This window comes from Streptomyces pseudovenezuelae, assembly GCF_029892565.1.
GTDB lineage: Bacteria > Actinomycetota > Actinomycetes > Streptomycetales > Streptomycetaceae > Streptomyces > Streptomyces pseudovenezuelae_A.
On the sequence record NZ_JARXVH010000001.1, the window covers coordinates 843,105 to 864,966 of the forward strand.

General features: G+C 71.0%; 20 protein-coding genes and 1 pseudogene. 14 read left to right on the forward strand and 7 right to left on the reverse strand.

Features of this window, described 5'->3' with window-relative positions; genetic code table 11:
- Window positions 1-20 precede the first annotated feature (20 nt).
- Window positions 21-650 carry a TetR/AcrR family transcriptional regulator gene (locus M2283_RS03755; RefSeq protein ID WP_280874490.1) on the reverse strand — a complete coding sequence of 210 codons (630 nt, stop codon included), beginning with the start codon at window positions 648-650 and terminating at the stop codon, window positions 21-23.
- Between the two features lie 202 nt (window positions 651-852).
- Here M2283_RS03755 and M2283_RS03760 point away from each other — a divergent pair, with 202 nt between their 5' ends.
- The 3 genes from M2283_RS03760 to M2283_RS03770 are packed head-to-tail and all read left to right on the forward strand — an operon-like array spanning window position 853 to window position 4,513.
- On the forward strand, window positions 853-2,229 hold the full coding sequence (locus tag M2283_RS03760) for a flavin-containing monooxygenase (RefSeq protein ID WP_432423017.1): 1,377 nt from the start codon (window positions 853-855) through the stop codon (window positions 2,227-2,229).
- Window positions 2,226-3,104, forward strand: a complete 879-nt coding sequence (locus M2283_RS03765; RefSeq protein WP_280874491.1) for an SDR family NAD(P)-dependent oxidoreductase — start codon at window positions 2,226-2,228, stop codon at window positions 3,102-3,104. The genes M2283_RS03760 and M2283_RS03765 overlap by 4 nt, the downstream gene beginning before the upstream one ends.
- Window positions 3,101-4,513, forward strand: coding sequence for an aldehyde dehydrogenase family protein (locus M2283_RS03770; protein WP_280874492.1), 1,413 nt, complete (start codon window positions 3,101-3,103; stop codon window positions 4,511-4,513). Before M2283_RS03765 ends, M2283_RS03770 begins: the two co-directional genes overlap by 4 nt.
- Before the next feature lie 47 nt (window positions 4,514-4,560).
- Here M2283_RS03770 and M2283_RS03775 read toward each other — a convergent pair whose 3' ends face one another.
- A complete protein-coding gene (locus M2283_RS03775; protein WP_280874493.1) occupies window positions 4,561-5,643 on the reverse strand; it encodes an AraC family transcriptional regulator in 1,083 nt (360 codons plus the stop codon).
- A 132-nt stretch (window positions 5,644-5,775) separates the two neighbouring features.
- Here M2283_RS03775 and M2283_RS03780 point away from each other — a divergent pair, with 132 nt between their 5' ends.
- The 4 genes from M2283_RS03780 (at window position 5,776) to M2283_RS51595 (ending at window position 9,961) form a co-directional block, all read left to right on the forward strand.
- Window positions 5,776-7,011 (forward strand): MFS transporter, encoded by a 1,236-nt coding sequence (locus M2283_RS03780; protein WP_280874494.1) that lies wholly within the window; start codon window positions 5,776-5,778, stop codon window positions 7,009-7,011.
- Window positions 7,012-7,175: 164 nt separating this feature from the next.
- A complete protein-coding gene (locus tag M2283_RS03785) occupies window positions 7,176-8,339 on the forward strand; it encodes an ABC transporter substrate-binding protein (RefSeq protein ID WP_280874495.1) in 1,164 nt (387 codons plus the stop codon).
- 106 nt (window positions 8,340-8,445) lie between these two features.
- Window positions 8,446-9,642 carry a sensor histidine kinase gene (locus tag M2283_RS03790; protein ID WP_280874496.1) on the forward strand — a complete coding sequence of 399 codons (1,197 nt, stop codon included), beginning with the start codon at window positions 8,446-8,448 and terminating at the stop codon, window positions 9,640-9,642.
- A 154-nt stretch (window positions 9,643-9,796) separates the two neighbouring features.
- Window positions 9,797-9,961: a hypothetical protein gene (locus M2283_RS51595; protein ID WP_348538891.1), complete on the forward strand. Its 165-nt coding sequence runs from the start codon at window positions 9,797-9,799 to the stop codon at window positions 9,959-9,961.
- Between the two features lie 5 nt (window positions 9,962-9,966).
- Here M2283_RS51595 and M2283_RS03800 read toward each other — a convergent pair whose 3' ends face one another.
- A complete protein-coding gene (locus tag M2283_RS03800; RefSeq protein WP_280874497.1) occupies window positions 9,967-10,692 on the reverse strand; it encodes an alpha/beta fold hydrolase in 726 nt (241 codons plus the stop codon).
- 161 nt (window positions 10,693-10,853) lie between these two features.
- Here M2283_RS03800 and M2283_RS03805 point away from each other — a divergent pair, with 161 nt between their 5' ends.
- Window positions 10,854-11,717, forward strand: coding sequence for a helix-turn-helix domain-containing protein (locus M2283_RS03805; RefSeq protein ID WP_280874498.1), 864 nt, complete (start codon window positions 10,854-10,856; stop codon window positions 11,715-11,717).
- 92 nt (window positions 11,718-11,809) lie between these two features.
- Here the strand turns inward: M2283_RS03805 and M2283_RS03810 are convergent, their stop codons facing one another.
- The 3 genes from M2283_RS03810 to M2283_RS03820 all read right to left on the reverse strand — a co-directional run bounded on the left by M2283_RS03810 (window position 11,810) and on the right by M2283_RS03820 (window position 15,031).
- Entirely contained in the window at window positions 11,810-13,429 is a 1,620-nt protein-coding gene (locus M2283_RS03810) for a purple acid phosphatase family protein (RefSeq protein ID WP_280874499.1), read from the reverse strand.
- Window positions 13,430-13,632: 203 nt separating this feature from the next.
- Window positions 13,633-14,439 carry a class II aldolase/adducin family protein gene (locus M2283_RS03815; RefSeq protein WP_280874500.1) on the reverse strand — a complete coding sequence of 269 codons (807 nt, stop codon included), beginning with the start codon at window positions 14,437-14,439 and terminating at the stop codon, window positions 13,633-13,635.
- Between the two features lie 100 nt (window positions 14,440-14,539).
- A complete protein-coding gene (locus M2283_RS03820) occupies window positions 14,540-15,031 on the reverse strand; it encodes an Lrp/AsnC family transcriptional regulator (protein ID WP_348538893.1) in 492 nt (163 codons plus the stop codon).
- Between the two features lie 9 nt (window positions 15,032-15,040).
- Here M2283_RS03820 and M2283_RS51895 point away from each other — a divergent pair, with 9 nt between their 5' ends.
- The 6 genes and pseudogenes from M2283_RS51895 (at window position 15,041) to M2283_RS03855 (ending at window position 20,631) form a co-directional block, all read left to right on the forward strand.
- The gene (locus M2283_RS51895) at window positions 15,041-15,400 is read left to right on the forward strand and encodes a hypothetical protein (RefSeq protein ID WP_432423028.1); all 360 of its coding nucleotides are present in this window, start codon (window positions 15,041-15,043) and stop codon (window positions 15,398-15,400) included.
- A gap of 11 nt (window positions 15,401-15,411) precedes the next feature.
- Window positions 15,412-16,497 (forward strand): 2-oxo acid dehydrogenase subunit E2, encoded by a 1,086-nt coding sequence (locus M2283_RS03835; RefSeq protein WP_432423022.1) that lies wholly within the window; start codon window positions 15,412-15,414, stop codon window positions 16,495-16,497.
- A 128-nt stretch (window positions 16,498-16,625) separates the two neighbouring features.
- The gene (locus tag M2283_RS03840; RefSeq protein ID WP_280874501.1) at window positions 16,626-17,333 is read left to right on the forward strand and encodes an alpha/beta hydrolase; all 708 of its coding nucleotides are present in this window, start codon (window positions 16,626-16,628) and stop codon (window positions 17,331-17,333) included.
- Window positions 17,334-17,395: 62 nt separating this feature from the next.
- The gene (locus M2283_RS03845) at window positions 17,396-17,992 is read left to right on the forward strand and encodes a cupin domain-containing protein (protein WP_280874502.1); all 597 of its coding nucleotides are present in this window, start codon (window positions 17,396-17,398) and stop codon (window positions 17,990-17,992) included.
- Window positions 17,993-18,214: 222 nt separating this feature from the next.
- Window positions 18,215-19,256: pseudogene (locus M2283_RS03850) on the forward strand (amidohydrolase family protein).
- A 100-nt stretch (window positions 19,257-19,356) separates the two neighbouring features.
- Entirely contained in the window at window positions 19,357-20,631 is a 1,275-nt protein-coding gene (locus M2283_RS03855) for an NAD(P)/FAD-dependent oxidoreductase (RefSeq protein ID WP_280874503.1), read from the forward strand.
- A gap of 143 nt (window positions 20,632-20,774) precedes the next feature.
- Here M2283_RS03855 and M2283_RS03860 read toward each other — a convergent pair whose 3' ends face one another.
- Window positions 20,775-21,833 carry a Glu/Leu/Phe/Val dehydrogenase family protein gene (locus tag M2283_RS03860; protein WP_280874504.1) on the reverse strand — a complete coding sequence of 353 codons (1,059 nt, stop codon included), beginning with the start codon at window positions 21,831-21,833 and terminating at the stop codon, window positions 20,775-20,777.
- Window positions 21,834-21,862: the final 29 nt, after the last annotated feature.

The following is a 21,862-nucleotide window of genomic DNA, read 5'->3' on the forward strand; positions in this document are numbered from 1 at the left end:
GCGCCCTTCACCGCGTCGGCTCAGGACGCGGCCACAGGCACCGCCACCAGCTCCAGCCGCCCCCCGGCCATCGCCACCGCCGCGGACACGAAGGCCTGCAGACAGGTGTGTTCGGCCTCGTCGTCGAGGGTCGAGAGGTGTTGCAGCGTGAGCCCGTCGAAGCCGGCGAGGAAGAACCGCGCGATCGTGTCGGCGGGCTGCGCGAGGGGCCGGCCGGTGCGTTCCGCCGCCTCGGTGATCAGTCTCGCGGTCACCTCGATCACTCCCCGGTAGTGCGCATCCAGGGCCTCGCGCAAGGCGGGCGAGCGGAGCGCGAACATCGTGAGTTCCGTGAGGAGTTGATGGCTCGCGGGCTGCTCACGCACCGTCCGCCACAGCGCCGCCGCCAGCGCGCCGAGCGTCTCCTCGAAACCGCCGTCGGCCGGTGCCGCCTGTTCGACCTGGGCCAGCAGATCCTGGGTGAGCTGCTCCATGACGGCGCGGTACAGCCCTTCCTTCGTACCGAAGGTGTAGTGCACCGTGGCCTGGGCCACCCCCAACTCGGCGGCGATGGCCCGCGTGCTGCCGGCCGCGACCCCTTCCCGGGTCATGAAGTCGATGGCCGCTTTGATCAGCTGGGGACGGCGCTCGGCCGCGGAGACATGAGCCATGTCCCCATCATAGCGACTGAGTCTCACGAACCAGTCGCCCGAACAAGTCGGTTTTCGCACAGCTGAACGCCCTGACCGTGCGACGGCCGGGGCACGGCCGCTGAGGTCCGGTCCCTGGCCGCGCGGGTCAGTTCCCTCGGAACAGCACTTGCATACGTTTCCTCCACCGCCCGTGAAACGGGACGAACGAGGAGGCAGGCTCGTGAACGAAGAAGACCAGTTTGATACGTGTGTGATCGGCGCGGGACCTGCCGGGCTGGCGGTCGCCAGGGCCCTGGCGGAGCGCGATCTGCCGTACACGCATCTGGAGCGGCACACCGGGCCCGGCGGCATCTGGGACATCGAGAACCCCGGCAGCCCGATGTACGAGTCGGCCCACTTCATCTCCAGCAGGACGCTTTCGGGCTTCGGCGGCTTCCCGATGCCCGACCACTTCGCGGACTACCCGCCGCACCGGCAGATCCTGTCGTACCTGCGGTCCTTCGCCGACGCCTACGGGCTGACCGGCCGGATCGAGTTCGGCGCCGAGGTCGCGGGCGTCGAGAAGAACGCGGACGGCACCTGGACGGTCACCCGGGCCGACGGGCGGGCGAGCGTGCACGGGCAGGTCGTGGTGTGCACGGGCGCGCAGTGGCACCCCAACATCCCTGACATTCCAGGGGAGTTCAGCGGGGAGGTCCGGCACACCGTCGACTATCGCAGCGCGGAGGAGCTGCGGGGGAAGCGCGTCCTGGTCGTGGGCGCCGGGAACTCCGGCTGCGACATCGCGTGCGACGCGGCCCGGACCGCCGACCACGCGGTGGTCAGCATGCGGCGCGGGTACTGGTTCATTCCGAAGCATCTGTTCGGGCGGCCGGTGGACACCATCGCCAACAGTGGCCCGCATCTGCCGATGTGGCTGGCGCAGCGCGTCTTCGGCACCCTGCTCCGCGTCATCAACGGCGACCCGACACGGCTGGGCCTGCAGAAGCCGGACCACAAGCTCTTCGAGACCCACCCGGCCATCAACTCCATGCTGATCCACCACCTCCAGCACGGCGACATCACCGCCCGGCCCGGCATCGCCCGCGCCGAGGGCAGGACCGTGCACTTCACGGACGGCACGAGCGACGACTTCGATCTCGTCCTGCTGGCCACGGGCTACGTCCACAAAGTGCCGGTCGCCCAGCGGTACTTCGGCGACGAGCAGCATCCCGACCTGTACCTGTCGTCGTTCTCGCGCGAGCACGAGGGCCTGTTCGGCATCGGGTTCATCGAGACCAACTCCGGCGCGTACCAACTCTTCGACACCCAGGCGCAGTTGATCGCCGGGTACGTGCACGACGCGCGGCACCGGCTGCCGAACGCGGAGCGGTTCGCCCAGATGATCCGCGCCGACCGTCCGGACCTGTCCGGCGGCCTGAAGTTCGTGGCCTCGCCCCGGCACACCGGCTACGTCGACAGCGGGGCGTTCGTGAAGTACCTCGGCAAGGTCGCACGCCGGATGGGTTGGCGTACCGAGGGCCAGCCGCCGCCGGTACGGCCCCTGCGGCGCACGGAGGCGGCGGAAACAGGGGCAGCGGCGGAGGCGACGGTATGAGCAGGTTCGACTTCACCGACAAGGTCATGCTGGTCACCGGTGGCGCGGGCGGCATCGGCAGTGCCCTGTGCCGCCGCTTCGCCTCCGCAGGGGCCCGCTGCGTCGTCGTCGACATCGACGAGGTCCGAGCCCAGAAGGTGGCCGCGGAGCTGCCCGGCGTCGGGCACACGGGAATCGGCTGCGATCTGCTGGACCGTGCCCAGATGGAGCGGCTGTTCGAGCGGGTCGCCGACGTCTACGGTCGTCTCGACGTGCTCGTGAACAACGTGGGCATGACCAGCTCGGAGCGCTTCGACGTCCGCAGTGTCGAGAGCATCGAGCGGGAGATCACCCTCAACCTCACCTCCCCGCTGGTCGCCACCCGGATCGCGATCCCCCTGCTGAAGGCCTCCCCGGACGCCCGCGTGGTCACGACCGTCTCCCTCGGCGGGGTCTTCCCGCTGGGCGAGACCCCGATCTACACGGCGTCCAAGTTCGGGCTGCGCGGCGCGATGCTGGCCATCGGCCTCGACCTGCGCAGCAAGGGCATCCTGGCCGGGTCGGTACTCCCGTCGGCGACCGACACCCGGATGCTGCGCCAGGAGGCGGTGGACGGCGGCAACTCCATGCAGTTCCAGGACCCACCGCAGCAGCCGACCGACGTCGTCACGGCCGTCGTGAGCCTGCTGGACAAGCCCCGCCTGGAGGCCTACCCCCGGGCCGGTGAGTCCCGTCTCGTACGGTTCGCGATGCTCGTACCGAACCTGCTGCCCAGGCTCTTCCCTCTGTTCCGCAAGCGCGGTGACCGCGGCATGGCCCGCTATCTGGAGGAGCTGCGCCGCCGCGGACTGGCCCGACAGACGGACGGGCGCTGGGAGTTGGTGGAGGAGGCATGACCAGGAACGAGACGCTGACCATCGTCAACCCGGCCACCGGCGAACCGATCACCACCCTCCCCGCCGCGAGCACCGCCGACGTCACCAAGGCCGCTGAACAGGCCCAACTCACCTACGACACCGGGATATGGTCCCGGCTGCCGGTCCGTGAGCGGAGCGCCGTACTGCTACGCCTCGCCGACCTGATGCAACGCGACGCCGAGATCCTCGCCCGGCTGGACAGCGAGGACGCGGGCAAGCCCATCACCGAGTGCCGTACGGGCGACGTACCGGGCGCGATCGAGTCGATCCGCTGGTTCGCCGAGGCCGCCGACAAGGTCTTCGGCCGGGTCGCACCGAGCGGACCCGACGGCCTCGGTCTCATCACCCGCGAACCGGTCGGTGTCGCCGCGGCGATCCTCCCGTGGAACTACCCCCTGGCGATGGCCACTTGGAAGGTCGGCCCCGCCCTGGCGGCGGGCAACTGTCTGCTGCTCAAGCCCGCCGAGGCCACTCCCCGCTCGGCCCTGCACCTCGCCGCCCTCGCCGCCGAGGCCGGCCTGCCCGACGGCGTACTCACGGCCCTCCCCGGCTACGGCGAGGAAGCCGGAGCCGCCCTCGCCCGCGATCCCCTCGTCCAGGCACTCTCCTTCACCGGCTCCACCGCCACCGGCCGCCGCATCCTCAAAGCGGCCGCCGACAGCAACTTCAAGCGCGTCTCCCTGGAGATGGGCGGCAAGAGCCCCCAGGTACTGATGGCCGACGCGCTCTCCTACGGCGACGACCTCATCGCCGACATGATCGAGGCCGCGTTCCTGACCATGGGCCAGAACTGCACTGCCGGATCACGGGTGTTGGTGCACCGCAGCATCGCCGAGGAGGTCGTGGAGCGGTTCACGGCCGCGGCACGGGACCTCGTCATCGGCGATCCGGCGGACCCGCGGACCCAGCAGGGACCGCTCATCAATCGCGCCGCCTTCGACCGGGTCGCGGAAGCCGTGGATGCCGCCCGGGCGGCCGGAGCCCAGATCCACACCGCGGGACTCCCCCACGGGCTGCCCTCGCGCGGCGCCTACTACCCGCCCACGGTGATCACCCGCGCACCCGCCGAAAGCGCCGTACTCACAAGGGAGTTGTTCGGTCCCGTGGTCACCGTCGAGACCTTCGACTCGGAGGACGAGGCGGTACGCAGGGCCAACGCCACCGAGTACGGGCTCGCCGCCTCCGTCTGGACCCGCGACCTCGACACCGCGCTGCGGCTGGCCCGTGGCATCGAGGCGGGCGTGGTCTCCGTCAACGCGTACAGCGAGGGCGACATCACCACCCCCTTCGGCGGCTGGAAGCAGTCGGGGTTCGGCGGGGTGGAGAAGTCCACGAACGCCTTCGACCAGTGGACCCGGGAGAAGACGGTCTGGATCCGCACTCGTTGACCCGAGCAGCGGGAGAAGGCGGTCTGGATCCCGACCCGTTGACCGGGTCACTCGCGGTGCGCCGCCGCCCGGAGTAGTTGCTCCCGCAGCTGGACCGGGGAGGTGCCGTGCCAGCGGCGTACCGCGCGGCGCAGGGCCCGTTCGTCGGAGAATCCCGCGCGGTGGGCGATGTCACGCAGCGTCAACTCCGGTCGGAGCAGCAGCTGTTCGACGCGTTCCCTGCGTACTCCCTCGGCGAGTGCCTCGTACGTCGTGCCGCAGTCGGCGAGCCTGCGGCGCAGTGTCCGCTCGCTCGTCGCGTGCCGTCGTGCCTGTTCGCCGAAGGACGGGATCACCGGGAGGCTCTGCGCGACGGACACCTCCAGGACTTCGAGGAGGTCCTGTTGGTCGGTGCGGGAGGCCAGTTGGGCGTCGAGTGTCTCCAGGGTCGAGGCGTACGTCACCGGGTCGCGGCCGTGCATTGCGGCGCGGGCCCATGCGGGGTCGATGACGATGCGGTCGGCCGGGGCGCGGAAGCGGACCGGGCAGCCGAACAGGGCGCCGTACAGCTCGCGTTGGCGGGGTGGCGGCGAGGAGGAGAACTCCACCACGCGTGGGGCGAAGTCCGGGCCGACGGCCAGTCGGGACAGGGTGACCACGGAGGCGAGCCCCTCCTCGATCAGGAAGGACGCCACGCTCGGGTCGATGGCGGGGTCGGGCAGGTCGGCGCGCAGGAAGAAGGCGCCGTCCTCGCCGACTCCGGTCGACCACACGGTCATCGCGCCGGAGAGGTTCTGGTACTTCACCCCGGTCTCGATGGCGTGCCGCAGCGTGTCGTCGGCCAGCAGCGCGAAGCCGAGCAGGCCCCACGCGGTCAGGTGCTGCGCCGCGCCGACCCTCAGCCCCAGCCGCTCGTCCCCGGTGAGCTCCAGCGCACGCCGGATCACCGCGCTGCCCTGCCGGTAGGACACCCGCAGCGCGGCGGAGCGCATCAGCGTCTCGTCGAGGCCGACCTGGCTCAGCAGGGGACGTAGGTCGACGCCGCGTTCGTCGGCGACCATGACGAGATAGCGCAGGATGTTCGGCTGGATCGTCGCCGACGTGCTGCGGTTGGTCCCGTGCGGGTCTGCCGGGGTGGGGGCAGGGAGCATCGCACTCACCTCCTCGTGGGCGACCACCGTAAGCATCCGGGCATCACCGGACACGCGCGCTGGCCGCCGGAGTCCCCTCAACGGCCCCCGGCGTCCTGCGTTCGTCCTGCTACGGCTGACTACGGTCCGTACATGTCCGTCAGTGCTCCAGGTCGAGCCCAGGCCGGGCGCCCCGCCGCCAAGGCCGGCGCCCGAAGGGCGGCGACGCTCGCGTTCGCCGCGCAGGGTGTGTCCGTCGCCGCCGTGTACACGACCGTCCCCGCGGTCACCGAACACCTCAAAATGACCCCGCTCCTCACGACCACCACGCTGGTCGCGGTGGCCCTGATGGCCGGCGCCGGCAGCTTCCTCGGGCTGGCCGCGGTCCGCGTCGCCGGTCCCGTCCCGACGACGCGCGGGGCCCTGGTGACAGCCGCCGCCGCGCTGACGCTGATCGGCGTGGCCCCCGGCCAGGCGACCGCCGTCTGCGCGTACGTCCTCTTCGGCCTCGCGATCGGTGCCCTCGACGTCGGGATCAACACCCGGGCCGCCGCGATCGAACGCGCCTACGGCCGCAGCGTCTTCGGCTCCTTCTACGCGGCGTGGAGCGTGGGCGCCGTCGTCTCGGCCCTGCTCACCGCCGGGGCCGCCCGGCTGGAGTGGCCCGTGGCCGGCGGCCTGACCGTGCAGGCGGGCATCCTCCTGGTCATCGCCGTCTGCATCTGCGCGCACGCCCTGCCCGCCGCCGCGGAATCGACATCCCCGTCGGCGCAGCCGCCCCTGGGGCGCCGCCTGTGGACCCGGCTCCTCCCCTTCGGCCTGGTCCTCCTCGTCGTCTACGTCGTGGACTCGACCGTCTCGGCCTGGTCGGCGGTCTATCTGCGCCAGACCCTCGCCGCGTCCCTCACGGTGGCGCCGATGGCGTACGCGGCCTACCAGGCCGGCACGGTCGTCGGCCGCGCCGCCACCGACCGCCTTGTGCAGAGGTTCGGGGCGGGCGCCGTCGTACGCACCGCCGCTCTGTCGGTCGCGGGTGCGCTGGCGGGCATGGCCGCCGCGCCGAGCTGGCCGTTCGCCGTGCTCGCGGCCGGGGCGGTGGGGCTGGGGGCGTCCGTGCTGGCCCCGCTGTGTCTTGCCTCCGCGGCTCGGTTGCGTCCCGGCGCCTCGGAAGCGGTCCTGGCCCGCCTCAACCTCTTCAACTACGCGGGTGTCGTCACCGGTGGCGCCGTGAGCGGGCTCCTCGGCTCCACGGGCGAGTTCCGGCTGGCCTACGCGGCACCGGCCGTCCTGGCGGTGCTCGTCCTGGGCGCGGCCCGCCATTTCACCCAGCCACCGAGCGCGGCCGTACAGGAGCCCGCGACGGCGAGCGCCGTTCAACCGAAGAGTTGAACGGGGTGCGTGCCGATGGGCGACGCGCGGACGCCTGCCCGGGCCGGAGACTCGACTCGCCCGCGGTCGACCGGAGCGAGCCGGAGTCGCGGTCGACCCGGATCAGGCCCGGGTCCGCGACGCGCGGGACCAGGGCTCGGCAGGCGGAGAGAGGGCCCCCACCCATGTCCAGCAACATCAGCAGGCGCTGCATTCTCGCGGTCGGTGCCGGAGCGACCGTGGCCGCGGCGACCGGGGCCGCCACCGCGAGCGCCGCGGAGAACGCGCGCGGCAGCGGGAGCGGCGCCGGATCGTCCTCCGGTGTCTTCGTACGGGAGGAGACCCGGTCGCTGGACGAGCTGTATGCGGCCGCGCTCGCCGAGGGCGGCAGGCTCGTCGTCTACGCGGGCGGTGATGTCGACGACCAACTGGCGGGCTTCCGGGCGGGGTTCGGGAGCAGGTTCCCTGATATCGACCTGACGATCGTCGTGGACTACAGCAAGTTCCACGACGTACGGATCGACAACCAGCTCGCCACCGACACCCTGGTCCCGGATGTCGTCCAGCTCCAGACGCTCCAGGACTTCACCCGCTGGGCCCGGCAGGGCGAGCTGCTGCCCTACAAGCCCGCCGGGTTCTCCGTCGTCCACCCGAAGTTCAAGGACGCGGGCGGTGCCTGGACGGCGGTCATGGCCGTCGCGTTCAGCTTCGTCTACAACGTGGCGGCGGTCGGCGCCGACGTGCCCCGTACCCCGCTGGACTTCGTCGACCCGCGCTGGAAGGGCGCCATCGCCTCCTCGTACCCGCATGACGACGACGCGGTGTTCTACCTGTTCTCGCTCTATGTGCGGAAGTACGGCTGGGAGTGGGTCGCCAAGTTCGCCGCGCAGCAGCCGCAGTTCGCCCGCGGCTCCCACAAGGCGGGGGTCGCGGTGGGGGCCGGCCAGAAGAGCATCGGCGTCGGTTCGTCGGGCAGCCTGCTCGCCACCGGCGGGGCGTCGAGGTGGGCGCTGCCCAGCGCGGGGCACCCGTTCATGGCGTGGGGCCAGCGGGCCGCGATCCTGAAGCAGGGGGCCCACCCCGCGGCCGCCAAGCTGTACCTGAACTGGATGCTGTCTCCCGAGGTCCAGCAGACGTCGTACAGCGGCTGGTCGGTCCGTACGGACATGCCGGTGAAGAGCGGCCTCAAGCCGATCTGGGAGTACAAGGACGCCAACCTGGACGGCTTCCCGGTGTTCATGGAGGACCGCGCCACGGTCGAGCAGCTCAAGCAGACCTTCGCGCTGTACTTCGGCGAGGTGCAGGGCGCCCCCTCCCCCGGGGTCCTGGGCCTGCACCCGGGTCGCTGACACCGGGTGCCCTGCGGCTCCCTGCCGGTTTACGCCGGTCACACACTGGTTCGGGTTACAGTCTGCCGCTCCTGTCGTGACCGTCGCCCAGCAGGGAGCCGCTGCCGTGCCCCCCTCTCGTTTCACCCTGCGCAGGCTGTCCTTGTCGGCGAGGCAACTGCCGCACCTGGTCTTCCTGGCCGTCGCGGCCGGCACCCTCGCCCGGCTCTTCGCCGTGCACACATGGCTGTGCTGGGTCGTCGCCCCGCCCATGGTGGTGCTGGCCGTGGTGTACGTGGGCGGACTGGTGCGGTGGGACCGGCTCGGCACCCGGGGCAGGCCCGCCTGGCTGGCGCTGCTCCTGCTGCTGTGGGGAGGCGTCTGCTGGGTCCTTCCGCCCGAACTCACCACCGGGTACGTCTGGTTGGCCGTCCCCCTGGCCGTCGTGGCGCAGCGGATGCCCGGCCGCCGGCTGCCGCTCGCGGCGCTATGGGTGACGACCGTGCTGTTCGTGGCGACGCTCGTCCGGATCAGGGGCGGGTTCGATCTCGAACTCGTCGCACCGCCGACCGCCGCGATCTGGGCGACCGTGGCCCTCCACCGCACCCAGGACCGCCTGATGCGTGAACTGACCGCCACGAGAGGCGAGTTGGCGGCCCGGCAGCGCGAGGCCGGGCGTCTTGCCGAGCGGGCCCGGCTCGCCCGGGACCTGCACGACACCCTGGCGCAGGAGATCGCGGGCAGCCGCATGCTGCTCCAGGCCGCCGAACGGGACTGGGACCGCAGGCCGGACGCGGCACGACGACAGGTACGGGCCGTCGTCGACGCCCTCGGCACACACCTCGCGGAGACCCGCGGCATCATCCACGACCTCACCCCGCCCGGCCTGGAACGCGACGGCCTGGAGACGGCACTGCACGAGCTGTGCGCTCGCGCGGACGCGGCTCCGGGTGCTCCCTCGGTCTCCATATCCACGCAGGGCGAGCCCGGTTCGGTCCCCGCCGACCAGGCCGTCGCCCTGCTCCGCGTGACCCGGGGGCTGCTGGCGAACGCGTGCGAGCACGCTCACGCCACGCAGGTCCAGGTCACCCTCCAGCACGCCGACGGGGCCGTGGCGGTCGAGGTCAGCGACGACGGAACGGGATTCGACCCGGCGGCGGCCACACTCTCCTCAACGGACGGACGGGGCTTCGGACTTGCCGCCGCGCGCGACCGATTGGCCGAGCTGGAGGGCACGCTCACCGTCGACGGCGTTCCTGGACGCGGGACCCGAGCCAGAGCGACCGTACCGGTGCGGGCGCGTATCACCGCGGGCGCGGCATGAGCGACGGCGCCGCGGTCGCGGCGGTGCGCATCCTGATCGTCGACGACCATGCCGTCGTACGAGCCGGTCTGCGGGCCCCGCCGACCTGCACGAACACTGGCGACGCCTGGACCTGTCCCGGGCCGACGCGCTCGTCCTGTCCGCCTGCGTCCAGATGCCCTCGCTCCCGTCGATCCAGCCGGTGGAGGAGGCAGCGGGGCTGCCGGTGCTCTCGGCGGCCACCGCCACGGCGTACCGCGTCCTCGTCGAGCTGGGCCTGCCGACGGTCGTGCCCGGCGCGGGCCGCCTGCTCAGCGGGCAGCAGCCGAGCTTGATCTGATCCGGTCAGCCGAGCTTGAGCAGCAGGTCGGTGAGTTCGGCCGGCGTGGTGATCATGCAGTCGTGGCCGCTGGTCAGCTCCCACACCTGCGCCGGGGTGCCGTTGGGCTGTGTCGCGGGGACGGGGCGTCGCTCGAAGCCCTCCGGTTCGCTGCCCACGCAGTGGATGTGGGTCCGGGGGATCTCGTTCACCGCGGGGTTGTCCAGTCGGACCGGTTGCTGGAGGCAGAGTGCCGACTGGTCCGACAGCGTCGTGCGCAGCCAGGCGATGTCCGCCGGGTCGGTGACCCCGAACAGGCCACCGGGCGGCGGCAGTTCGGGCATCGGCGGAATCCGCCAGCCACTGCCGGACCGCACGGCCAGGTCGATCAGCGCCTGGGTCACGGGAAGGACATCGGTCGCGCGCTCGCCGTCCACCGGGACCATCGCGTCGAGGTAGACCAGCTGGGCGATCCGGTCCGGGACCTGGTTGGCCGCGGACGAGACGACCAGTCCGGCGTAGCTGTGTCCCACGAGGACCACGTCGGTGAGGTCCTCCTCGACGATCAGCCCGACGACGTCGTCGACGTGCGTGTCGAGGCCGACCTCGCGGCTGAGCAGATGTGCCTTGTCGCCGTGGCCGGTCAGCGACGGCGCGAGCACCCGGTGTCCGGCCGCCGTCAGCAGCGGCACCACCCGCTCCCAGCACTGTCCGCTGTGCCAGGCACCGTGCACCAGTAGATACGTAGACATGGCTGTCGCTCCTCGCTGTGGTGGCCGGCGTCGCTGATCAGCACGCCTTCGACTGGCCACCGGTCACGCTGCCGCCCGCGCTCGGCCCCAGCCAGGGCCCCCGCGATCCTGGGGGTGACAGGACCAGGCGGGCGCGCGAGCAGGCGATTTACAGTGGGGAGATGCCGGACGAATCGAATCTGCTGGGCGAGTACGTGCGCGCCCGCCGCGAGCTCGTCACCCCTGAGCAGGTCGGTATCCCCGTGATCGGGGTACGACGGGTGCGGGGCCTGCGTCGGGAAGAGGTCGCGATGCTCGCCGGCATCAGCGCCGACTACTACCTGCGGCTGGAGCAGGGCCGCGACCGCAACCCCTCCGTGCAGGTCCTGGAGTCCATCGCGCGCGTGCTGCTTCTCGACGCCGACGCGACGGCGCACCTGCTGCTGCTCGGCGCCGACCGACCTCGACGGCACCGCCCGAGGCCCCGGCCCCGGAAGGAGACGGTCCCGTCGGGTGTCGCCAAGCTCATCGCCACGCTCCCGCTGCCGGCACTGGTCGAGGGCCGCTACTTCGACGTCCTCGCCGCCAACTCCTTGGCGACGGCTCTGTCACCGCGCTTCACGGCGGGAGCCAACCGGCTGCGGTCCCTGTTCCTCGACCCGGCCGAGCAGGCGCTCTACCCGTACTGGGAGAGCGCGGCCGGGGGCATGGTCGCCGGCTTCCGCGAGTCGGTCGGCGCCGACACGGACGACCCCCGGTTCATCGAGCTCGTCGGTGAACTCTCCCTCGCCAGCCCCCTGTTCAGCCGACTCTGGGCCCGCCACGACGTACAGGCCTGCGAAGCCGCGCCCAAGCACATCGAGCACCCCCAGGTCGGTGGGCTGCAACTGAACCGGGAGCGGCTGAGCATCGACGGCGCCGAAGGCCAGACACTCGTCGTCTACCACCCGGACGCCGGCACCGACAGCGCCGACAGACTGGCGCTGCTCGCCTCCGCCGTACAGACGCCGGCAGTCGGCGCCGATCCGAGCGACCTGGTCCGCTGACGGGTCCCGTCGGGACGGCGTCCGCGGACCGGGTATCGGGCCCTGTCGGGCTCTGCCAGGCCCTGTTGGGCTCGGTCGGACCCTCGGACGTGTTACCTGCCGTGGCCATCGGAGCGCTTGCGGTGGAGGGTGAAGTTCTCGAAGACCGACAGCTCGCCGTGCGGCTTGTTCACGTTGTAGTAGGTGACGTGCATGCGGGTGGTGTCGCCCGGGTGATGGCCGGGGTCGACGGTGAACGCGGCGAAGCCGTAGGGGTGTTCGGTGTCGCGGACGCCGATCCAGACCGCTTCCTCCTTGACGTACGTGGAGGTGCGCTTGCCGTTGGAGCCGGGGGTCGCCGACACGGCGGTGATGACCTTGCCGGTGCCGTCCTTGAAGAAGGCCTGGTTCGTGGTGCCGGAGACGCCACCGCCGCCGAGGATCATGTGGACGGTGCCGAGGCCGGTGTCGATGGAGTCGGTGGCGTGCGAGACCGGGTTGGGGGTCAGCGTCTCGCTGCCGTTGACGACTCCACGGACGGCCAGCGAGCGCTCGTAGTTGTGCTCGTGGCCGCACAGGACCAGGTCGACGCCGTAGCGGTCGAAGAGCGGGCCGTACTTCTGGCGCAGGCCGAGGTCGGCGCCGTTGGCGTCCGAGGAGCTGATCATCACCTGGTGCATGGCGACGACCACCCAGTCGACGTCACGAGAGGCCCGCGCCGCCTTCAACTCCTTTTCCAGGAATGCGAGTTGACGTCCGCCGGAGTAGCCGCTGATGTAGACGTCGCCGCCGTCCTGGAGGCAGTTGTCGTCGTTCTGCAGCACGATCACGCGGACGGAGCCGGCCGTGAACGCGTACCACAGGCCCGCGAGTTCGTCGTCGGTCTCGGTGGAGGGGAGGTCGAAGTAGGTTTGGTAGGCGCCGAGTCCGATCGGGCCGTTGGCCTTCTCGATCTCGTGGTTGCCGGCTGCCGGCATCCAGGGACGGAAGCGCGCCGAACGGGTGTTGTTGGTGAAGAAGTTGTTCCAGGTGCGCACCCGGTCGACGTCCAGGTTGGCGTAGCAGAGGTCGCCGTTGAGCAGGTGGAAGAGCGGGGCGACCTGCTCGATGCCGGTGACGATGTCCTTCGTCGCGGGGGTGGAGTTCGCGTCCAGCGCGACCGTGCCGTCGGCCGCCCAGGTCACCTGCGGGGCGGACTGGTCGCCGAAGCTGGTGAAGGTGAGCGGCTTGCGCCCGCGCGGCGCCGTGCGGAACGTACCGCTGTCGGGCGTGGTGCCCTCGTGCGTGGCGAGGTAGATGTAGTCGGTGCCCGGGGTGAGCCGGTTGAGCGCGGCGTGGTGGACGTAGACCGTGCGGTTGGAGGTGCCGTCGACGTAGGTGACGGTCCGGGCCTTCGCACTGGAGCCGAAGCCGTGCTCCAGGGTGCCGTAGCGCACCACGGGTTTGACCACCGGTCTGTCGGTGATCCACGAAACCGTCATCTGGGTGCGCGGATCCGCCCCGAAGGTCAGGTGCAGCCCCTGGACCGGGGGTGCGCCGGACGAGTCGGCGGTGAGGTGAAAGGCCGGGTCGGCGAGCGGAGAAGCGTCCGCGGTGCCCGCCCCCAGCAACGGGGTGACGGCGGCGCCGGCCCCCGCGGTGCCGAGCAGACCCAGCGCGTGCCGACGGCTGAACCCCTCGGAAGATTCGGAAGTTTTCGTCGACCCGTCCGATGTCCCCGCATGTGCGGTCATGATGCCCTCCCTGACGAGCAGTTGAGCTGAACGACCGCACCCTGGCGGGCCACAAAGGCCCCTGAGTGAACGTTGCGTTGCCAGTTGGTCGTTGCGCCGCGTGTGGCGGGCCGGGGAGGCGAACCTTGCCCCTGCCTTTGCCGGCGGCCGCCCAGCTGTTGGCACGGCCGGGAGGGAACCGGCCTGCCGGGAGGGCTTGCTGGTTACTTCAGGACGTCGGGCTCCTGCTCCACGACCAGGTCGGCGAGCAGGTTGAAGTTGTGCCGTGCCATGTTCGCGTTGCTGAACTGGCGGTGCGCGAGCGTCACTTCCTCCTCGCTCATGACGCGCGGAGTTCCCGCGGCATCGGCAAGGAGCTGCATCTGGCAGGCGCGCTCCATGGTGATGAACCACCACGCGGCCTCCTCCACGGACCGGCCGACCGTCAGCAGCCCGTGGTGCCGGAGGATGGCCGCCCTGCGGTCACCGAGGCGGACCGCGATCCGCTCGCCCTCGGACTTCTCCAGGACCAGGCCCTTGTACTCGTCGAACAGGACGTGGTCGCCGTAGAACGCGCAGGACTCCTGGACGATCGGCGCGAGGGGCTTGTCCAGGGAGGCGAAGGCCCTGCCGTGGATGGTGTGGGCGTGGGCGACCGCGACGACGTCCTGGCGGGCGTGATGGATGGAGGAGTGGATCCAGAAGGCGGCCTTGTTGGTCCGGCGCTCCCCTTCGATCACGCGCCCCTCCTCGTCGATGAGCAGCAGGTCGCTCACCCGGATCTTGGAGAAGTGGACCGCGTACGGGTTGACCCAGAACCGGTCCGGGAACTCGGGATCCCGCGCGGTGATGTGCCCCGCGATCCCCTCGTCGTAGCCGTAGCGGGCGAAGATCCGGAACGCCACCGCCAGCTGACGCTTCCGGTGGGCCCGCTCGGCCTCGACGCCGCCCTGCGCCTCCGCGAGCTGGGGGATGTCCAGCTCCTGGACGTCGTCCGTGTTCGTCGTGCTGCTGTCAGCGGTGACGGCCATCGTGTCCCGCCCTCCCATACGCCGAAGTGAAGTGAAGTTCCGTTCAGACTGCAACCATCTCCCTCGACGCGTCAACCTCCCAGGCAATATCATTTGCCTACTAGGCAACTAGACGGGCCGATCGCCGGGCGCGGAGGCGGTCCGGAGTCGATCCGGAGTCAGCCCCCCGCCGCCAAGTGCCCAGCACCATCAGCGTCTTGGTGCCGATCACCGCGCCCGTACGCCGCAGCCGGTCGATGACGTCGCGCAGGTGCTGGACGTTGGCGACCCGGACACGCACCAGGGCGTCGGGGTCGCCGGCCACGGTGAACACTTCCTGGGCCTCCGCGACGCTGGCCGCGGCCATGGCGATCGTCTCGACCTTGACGTCCCCGGCGAACCGGAGCTCGACGAAGGCCTCCAGGCTGGTGCCGAGCTTGCCGTGGTCGAGCAGGACGGTGCAGCCCGAGATCACCCCGACCCGTTCCAGCCGGTCGACCCGCCGCTTGACCGCCGACGGGGACAGGCCCACGCGGTCGGCGATCTCGGTCATGGTTCTGCGGCCGTCCTCCACGAGCAGGTCGAGGATGGCCCGGTCGACGCCGTCGATCAGCTCCGTGCGGTGAAGGTTGAGCGCGAACTGCCCTCCAGTGAAGCCCGCGAGCTGCTGGAGCTGACGATCGACATCGCGGACCGCGAACTCGCGCCTCGCGCAGCCGAGTTCGAGGAGACGGAACGCTTCCCACGCGAGGTCTTCGGCCTGCTCGGCGAGGCCGTGGACGAGGCGTACTTCGCGGACGTCGAGCAGCGCGAGCGCGAACTGGCCGAACGCCTGCGCAGCGGCTGCCGGGCCCTGCCCGAACCGGATCCCGCCGCCCCCTTCGAGCACGCGTACACGGAGATGCCGGCCGAGCTGCGCCGACAGCTCCACGACCACCTGGAGTCCGTCGCCCTCGGGCAGCAGGACGGAGCGCCGCAGTGACCGTGTCCATGATGAAAGCCCTCAACGACGGCCTGCGCCAAGCGCTGCTCGACGATCCCAAGGTTCTCCTCATGGGCGAGGACATCGGCCGGCTCGGGGGCGTGTTCCGCGTGACGGACGGACTGCGGAAGGAGTTCGGCGACCTGAAGGGAATCGACACTCCGCTGGGCGAGGCGGGCATCGTCGGAGCCGCCATCGGGCTGGCGATGCGCGGCTACCGGCCGGTCTGCGAGATCCAGTTCGACGGTTTCGTCTATCCGGCCGTCAACCAGATCATCAGCCAGCTCGCCAAACTCCGGCACCGCTCGGCCGGGTTGCTGTCCATGCCCGTCGTGATCCGCATCCCGTACGGCGGTGGCATCGGGTCGATCGAGCATCACTCGGAGTCCCCGGAGACCCGCATCCCCATCCGAGGAGTACGCAAGCACACGGCCGCCGCGATGGTCGCCTCGGCGTTCACCGCGCCGCATGTCACCGAGTTCATCACGGTCGACGTGAGCGCCACGATGCGGCTGCGCGAACTCGTGGCAGGGAGACGGGAGTTCCGTGAGGTACGGGTCACTCCCCTGGTGTTCTTCGCCCGCGCTCTCCTCATCGCCCTGGCCACGACCCCGGAGGCCAACGCCAGTTGGGACGAGGAAGCGCAGGAGATCGTGCTGAAGCACTACGTCAATCTCGGGGTCGCGGCGGCCACGGACCGTGGTCTGGTCGTGCCCAACATCAAGAGCGCGGACCGGATGTCGCTGCGGGAACTCGCCGAGGCGTTCGCGGCGTTGACCGCCACGGCCCGCGCCGGCCGCACGTCTCCGCAGGACATGCTGGGCGGCACGATCACGCTGACCAACGTCGGTGTCTTCGGCGTCGACACCGGCACGCCCATCCTGAACCCCGGTGAGGCCGCCATCCTCGCCGTGGGCGCCATCCGCCGTATGCCGTGGGTGGTCCAGGACGACAACGGCGACGAGCGCATCGAGCCGCGCTGGGTCACACAACTGGCGCTCTCGTTCGACCACCGGCTCATGGACGGCAAGCAGGGTTCCGAGCTGCTGGCCGATGTGGCGGCCGTGCTGCACGAACCGGGGTTGGCTCTGCTGTAGGACTCACACCTAGCCCCCTGACCTAAAAGGCAATATTAATTGCCACACAGGCTCACCTTGGCAGAGCCGAACCACGATCCTGTCGGCATCGGCCATGCGGCCGTTGGACCTCAGGGAGAGTGGAAGAGATGGCGACCTTCGTACTCGTGCACGGTTCGCGGGGCGGCGGCTGGGTCTGGGACCGGTTGCGGCCGCCACTGGAGAAGGCCGGTCACACGGTGCTGACGCCCACCCTCACCGGTCTCGCCGAACGGCATCACCTCTCCACGCCGGACGTCGGGGTGAGCGTGCACGCCCAGGACATCGCCGAACTGCTGACCTTCGACCGGCTGGAGGACGCGATCCTGGTCGGGCACAGCTACGGCGGCATGGTGATCACGGCGGCGGCCGCGCTCGTCCCCGATCGTGTCGGCCAGGTGGTGTACGCGGACGCGTTCTCCCCGACGACCGGTGACTCGGCGTTCTCCCTGCTGCCCTGGCTGGAGAAGGCGTTCGCCGAGACGCCCGCGTCGGCGGAGTGGGAGGTGGCACCGCTGGATCCCGCCCTCCTCGGCGCGGACGAGGAGGGCACCGCCTGGCTGGCGAGCAAGCTGGCGCCGATGCCCGTGCGCACGCACCAGGAACCGCTGGGCCCCGGCAGTGAGGAAGCGCTCGCCACCAAACCGGTGACCTACCTCCACTGCACCGGTCAGGGCTTCTTCGCGGATCTGATCCCCTCGGCGCAGCAGCGCGGTTTCCGGATCGTCGGCCTGAGCGGGATCACCCACGTCGGACTGCTGACCCAGCCGCAGACGCTCGCGGACGAGTTGCTGGCCCTGGTCCCGGAGGCGAGCTGACGCCGCCCGACCGTACCCGACAGGCGCGTCGAATTGCCTCACAGGCGTGTTATCGTGCCGAAATGTCGATCGAGGACGACGCTGATCTCTGGGTGGCCCGACGCCTGAAGGATCTGCGCAGCGAGCGTGGCATCACCCTGACGACGCTGGCCGAGCAGACGGGCATCTCGTCGGCGCACCTGTCGCGCCTGGAGAAGGGGCTGCGCAAGCCGTCCATCGGGAGCCTGCTGCAGATCGCCCGCGTCTACGGCGTCTCCATCAGCGAGTTGGTGCAGGAACCGGACGCGGACGACTTCCATCTGGTGCGCGCCGAGGCGGCGATGACCCACGACGGCCAGGACGGCCGGTACACCGTCCTGAGCGGACCGCGCGAGACGATGTCGGTGATCCGGGTGGTACTGGAGCCCGGCAAGCACACCAAGATGGCCAAGCACGTGGGCGAGGAGTGGCTGCACGTCCTGTCCGGGGCGATCACCCTCGACATCTCCGGCAAGTCGCTGGACCTCGCGGCGGGCGACTCGGTGCACTTCGACTCGTCGAAGGAGCACCGCGTCCTCAACGACGAGGAGGCCGACGCCACCGTTCTGATCGCCTCCACGGCCGCGACCGTCCCCATGCGACACCCCATCCCCGCGTCACGCCGCGGCGCGGCCGGCTGATCACCCCGGCGAACTCCACCCACGCGATGTCGTGCACCTTGGTCAAGGGAACTGAGGAAATATTCAAGAGGGCGGGCGAGACGACTGAGGTGCAGCTGGATCGGCACGCCGGCGATCGAGTACCGGTGGAGGTACGGGCGGAACGTACGGGTGGGACGTCCGGGTGGGGCGGAGGACCGGAGCCGGCGCTGACGGTGTCCGCATGGCAGAAAGGAACAAGGGATGACACCCGCCACCCGCCGAATCGACGTACACCAGCACCTCGTTCCGCCCTTCTACCGCGATCTGCTCGCCAAGGCGGGCCTCACCGACGCCGGGGGCCGGGGGCCGGGCGTTGCCGGAGTGGAGTGCCGAATCAGCGCTGGAGTTGATGGACCTGTTGGGTACGGAGACGGCCTTCTTGTCGGTCTCCACGCCCGGTACCGGTTTTCTCGACGACCCGGCCGAGGCGGGTGTTGTGGCGAGGCAGCTCAACGACTACTCCGCCTCCCTACCTGCCCAACACCCCGGCCGCTTCGGGTACTTCGCGACCCTGCCGATGCCCGATGTCGCCGCGTCCGCCGCGGAGGCCGTGCGGGCGTTGGACGAACTCGGTGCCGACGGGGTCACGTTGCTCGCCAACAACCAGGGGGTCTATCTGGGCGCGGGCGGCCAGGACGCCCTGTGGCGGGCCCTGGACGAGCGGAGTGCCGTGGTGTTCGTCCACCCGGCCGAGCTGCCGGCTCCGGCGATCGACGGCATCCCGCCGTTCGCCGCGGACTTCCTCCTGGACACCACGCGGGCCGCCTACCTCCTCGTACGCAACGGCATTGTGCGCACGTACCCGAACATCCGCTTCATCCTCAGCCACGCGGGCGGCTTCGTGCCGTACGCCTCGCACCGCATGGCCATCGCCCTCGCCGGTGACATCGGACGCAGCCCGCTGGACACCCTGGACGACTTCCGGAGCTTCTACTTCGACACCGCGCTGTCCTCCAGCCCGGCCGCGCTGCCGACGCTGCCGGCCTTCGCGCGCCCCGGGCACGTCCTGTTCGGCAGCGACTGGCCGTACGCGCCCGGACCGGCCGGGCAGTACTTCGCCCAGGGCCTCGACACCGGCGTGGCGCCCGAGATCCTGCGCGCCGTCAACCGCACGAACGCCGAAGCACTCCTCCCGCGCGTGGGTGCGACGCCGGTCCCCGCGCCTCCCGTACGCCTGCGCCAAGCCGCTCGACGGGCCGCCGTCCGCCTCCTTTTCAAGCTCGTCCAACCCGGCACCGGCTGAGGACGGACCGAGGAACCCGAGGGGTGGGTCGGGCGTTGGATCATCAGAGGTCGTCAGGAGTCATCAGGACGGTCGTGGTGGAGCCGGAACGGGGAGCTACATGGCACGGGTACTGGTCATCGGTGGCGGTATCGCCGGTACGACGACGGCGCTGGCCCTGCACAGGGCGGGACTTGACGTCGTCGTGTACGAGGCGCACCCCGACTCGGCCGAGGACATCGGCGCGTTCCTGACGCTGGCGAGCAACGGCATGCGGGCCCTCGCGCAGCTCGACGCGTCGGCGGCGGTCGGCGCGGCCGGCTTCCCGCTGACCTCCATGCGCGTGCTCGACGACACCGGCGGCCAGTTGGCGCAGGTGCCCCTGGGCGAGGCCGACGACCCGCCACTGAGGTACCGGTGCCTGCGGCGCGGCGAGCTCAACACCGCGCTGCAGGAGGAGGCCGGGCGCCGCGGCATCGACATCCGGCACGGTGCGCGACTCACCGCCGTCGAGGAGGGCCCGGACGGAGTGACGGTCCGCTTCAGCGACGGCAGCACGGACACGGGCGACCTGCTCATCGGCGCGGACGGGCTCAACTCCACGGTCCGGCGGACGTTCGCTCCCGAGGTGCGGCCGGTGTATGCGGGGCAGCGGGTGTTCTACGGCTATACCGAGGCCAGGGGTGAGGCGGGGGCCCGGAGTGAGGCGGAGGCCTCGACGGACGACGCCCGCATCACCATGGTGCGTGGCAGTGCCGTCGCCTTCGGCTACGCGGTGTCGCCCACCGAGGAGACGTACTGGTTCGCGCGCGTGGCCGGTGACCCGCTGTCCGCAGAGGAGTTGGCGCAGGGCACGCCCGCCGACTGGCGTGAGCTGCTCGTGCCGTTGCTGAGCAAGGACTCCACGCCCGCCGCGGACCTGGTCGCGACCACCTCCGACGAGCTCATGGTCACCAACGCCACCGAGATCCCCACGGGCACGCGCTGGCGCTTCGGCCGCACCCTGCTGATCGGCGACGCCGCGCACGCCGCATCCCCCGCCACCGGGCAGGGCGCGTCGATGGCCATGGAGGACGCGGTCATCCTCGCCAAGTGCCTGCGCGACGCCCCGGACACCGACTCCGCGCTCACCCTCTACGAGACGCTCCGGCGCCCGCGCGTGGAGCACAACATCACGGTCAGCGGAAACATCTCGCGCGGCGGCAACGCCCCGTCCCGCCCGGGTACCGGGGCGCCGCCGTCCCGACCAGCCTCCAGCGCACCCCCGACCCGGCCGGACTCAGGGAAGCCTCCGACCCGCCCCGGCCCCGGCGCGCCACCATCCCGCCCCGGCGAGGACGACCTCATCCGGCACCTGGACTGGGACGCCAACATCTGGACGACGAAAGACAGTTGACCGAGGGGGCCGACAACCTCGCCGCCCCACAACCGACGGCCGGTCGTTGTCATCCGGCACCCGGCCCATGCCACGGCCGGCCGTCGGCTCAGGCACCCATCCGCTCAGCCGCCCGTCGGCCCGGGCCCCCTGCCCAACAGCCCCTAACCGACCGTGACCTTCCCATCCCGCTGCGCCAGCCTCTCCACGACGACCTGCTGAGCCTCGCGCAGCGGAGTCGTGCCGTTCCGCCGGGCCGCGTCCAACATCACCGTCACCGTGTCGCCGATGCCCTCGACCCGACGTACCGCCTCCTCCCGCCCGAGGCCGTCGATCTCACGGCCGAGGGTGTACACAACGCCACCCGCGCTCGCGACGAAGTCCGGTACCCAGACGACGCCCCGCTCGACGAGGAGTTCGGCGACCGAGTCATCGGTGAGCTGGTTGTTCGCCGGGCCGACCACGAGCCGTACGTCGAGCCTGGCCGCTGTCTCCGGGCTCAGCACTCCCCCGACGGCGGCCGGCACCAGGACGTCCGCCGTCGTGTCGGGCACCGCGTCGGGGTCGACCCAGTCGAGGCCGGACCGCGCGGCGACCGCCCGCTTCGCCGGGTCCACGTCGGAGACCAGTACGCGGGCGCCGTCGGCGGTGAGGCCGGCCGCGACCCGGCTGCCGACGGAGCCGAAGCCGCTGACGAGGACGGTGCGGCCGGCGAGGGAGGGCGCCCCGAAGACGTGGTCCGCGCCGGCCCGTAGGGAGGCGAGCACTCCGGTGGCCGTCGGGACACCGGAGTCGCCGGTACCGCCGTGCTCCTCGGGGAGGCAGAAGACGTACGGCGAGGAGCGGCGCAGCACCACCATGTCGTCGGGCGTGGTGCCCACATCGGGGCCCGCGAGGTAGGAACCCTCGAAGGATGCGATCAGCTCGCCCAGGTCGGCCAGCGCCGACTCCCGTAGTTCCGGGGTGAGTTCGGTGCACTCGTCGAGGGCGACCACGCTCTTCGCGCCGCCGAAGTCCAGCCCGGACGCGGCGCACTTGGAGGTCATGGCCTCGGACAGCCGCAGCGCGTCGGTGAGTCCGTCGCGCCAGTTGCCGTAGCGCCGCATGCGGCAGCCGCCGACGGCCGGGCCCAGGGCGCGGGAGTGGATCGCGACGATGATCGGCAGCCCCGAGCGGGGGCCACGGCGGACGGTCACCTCTTCGTGCTCGAATGTTTGCGTCATGACCGGGAGGCTAGGGCGATGTTCCGGAC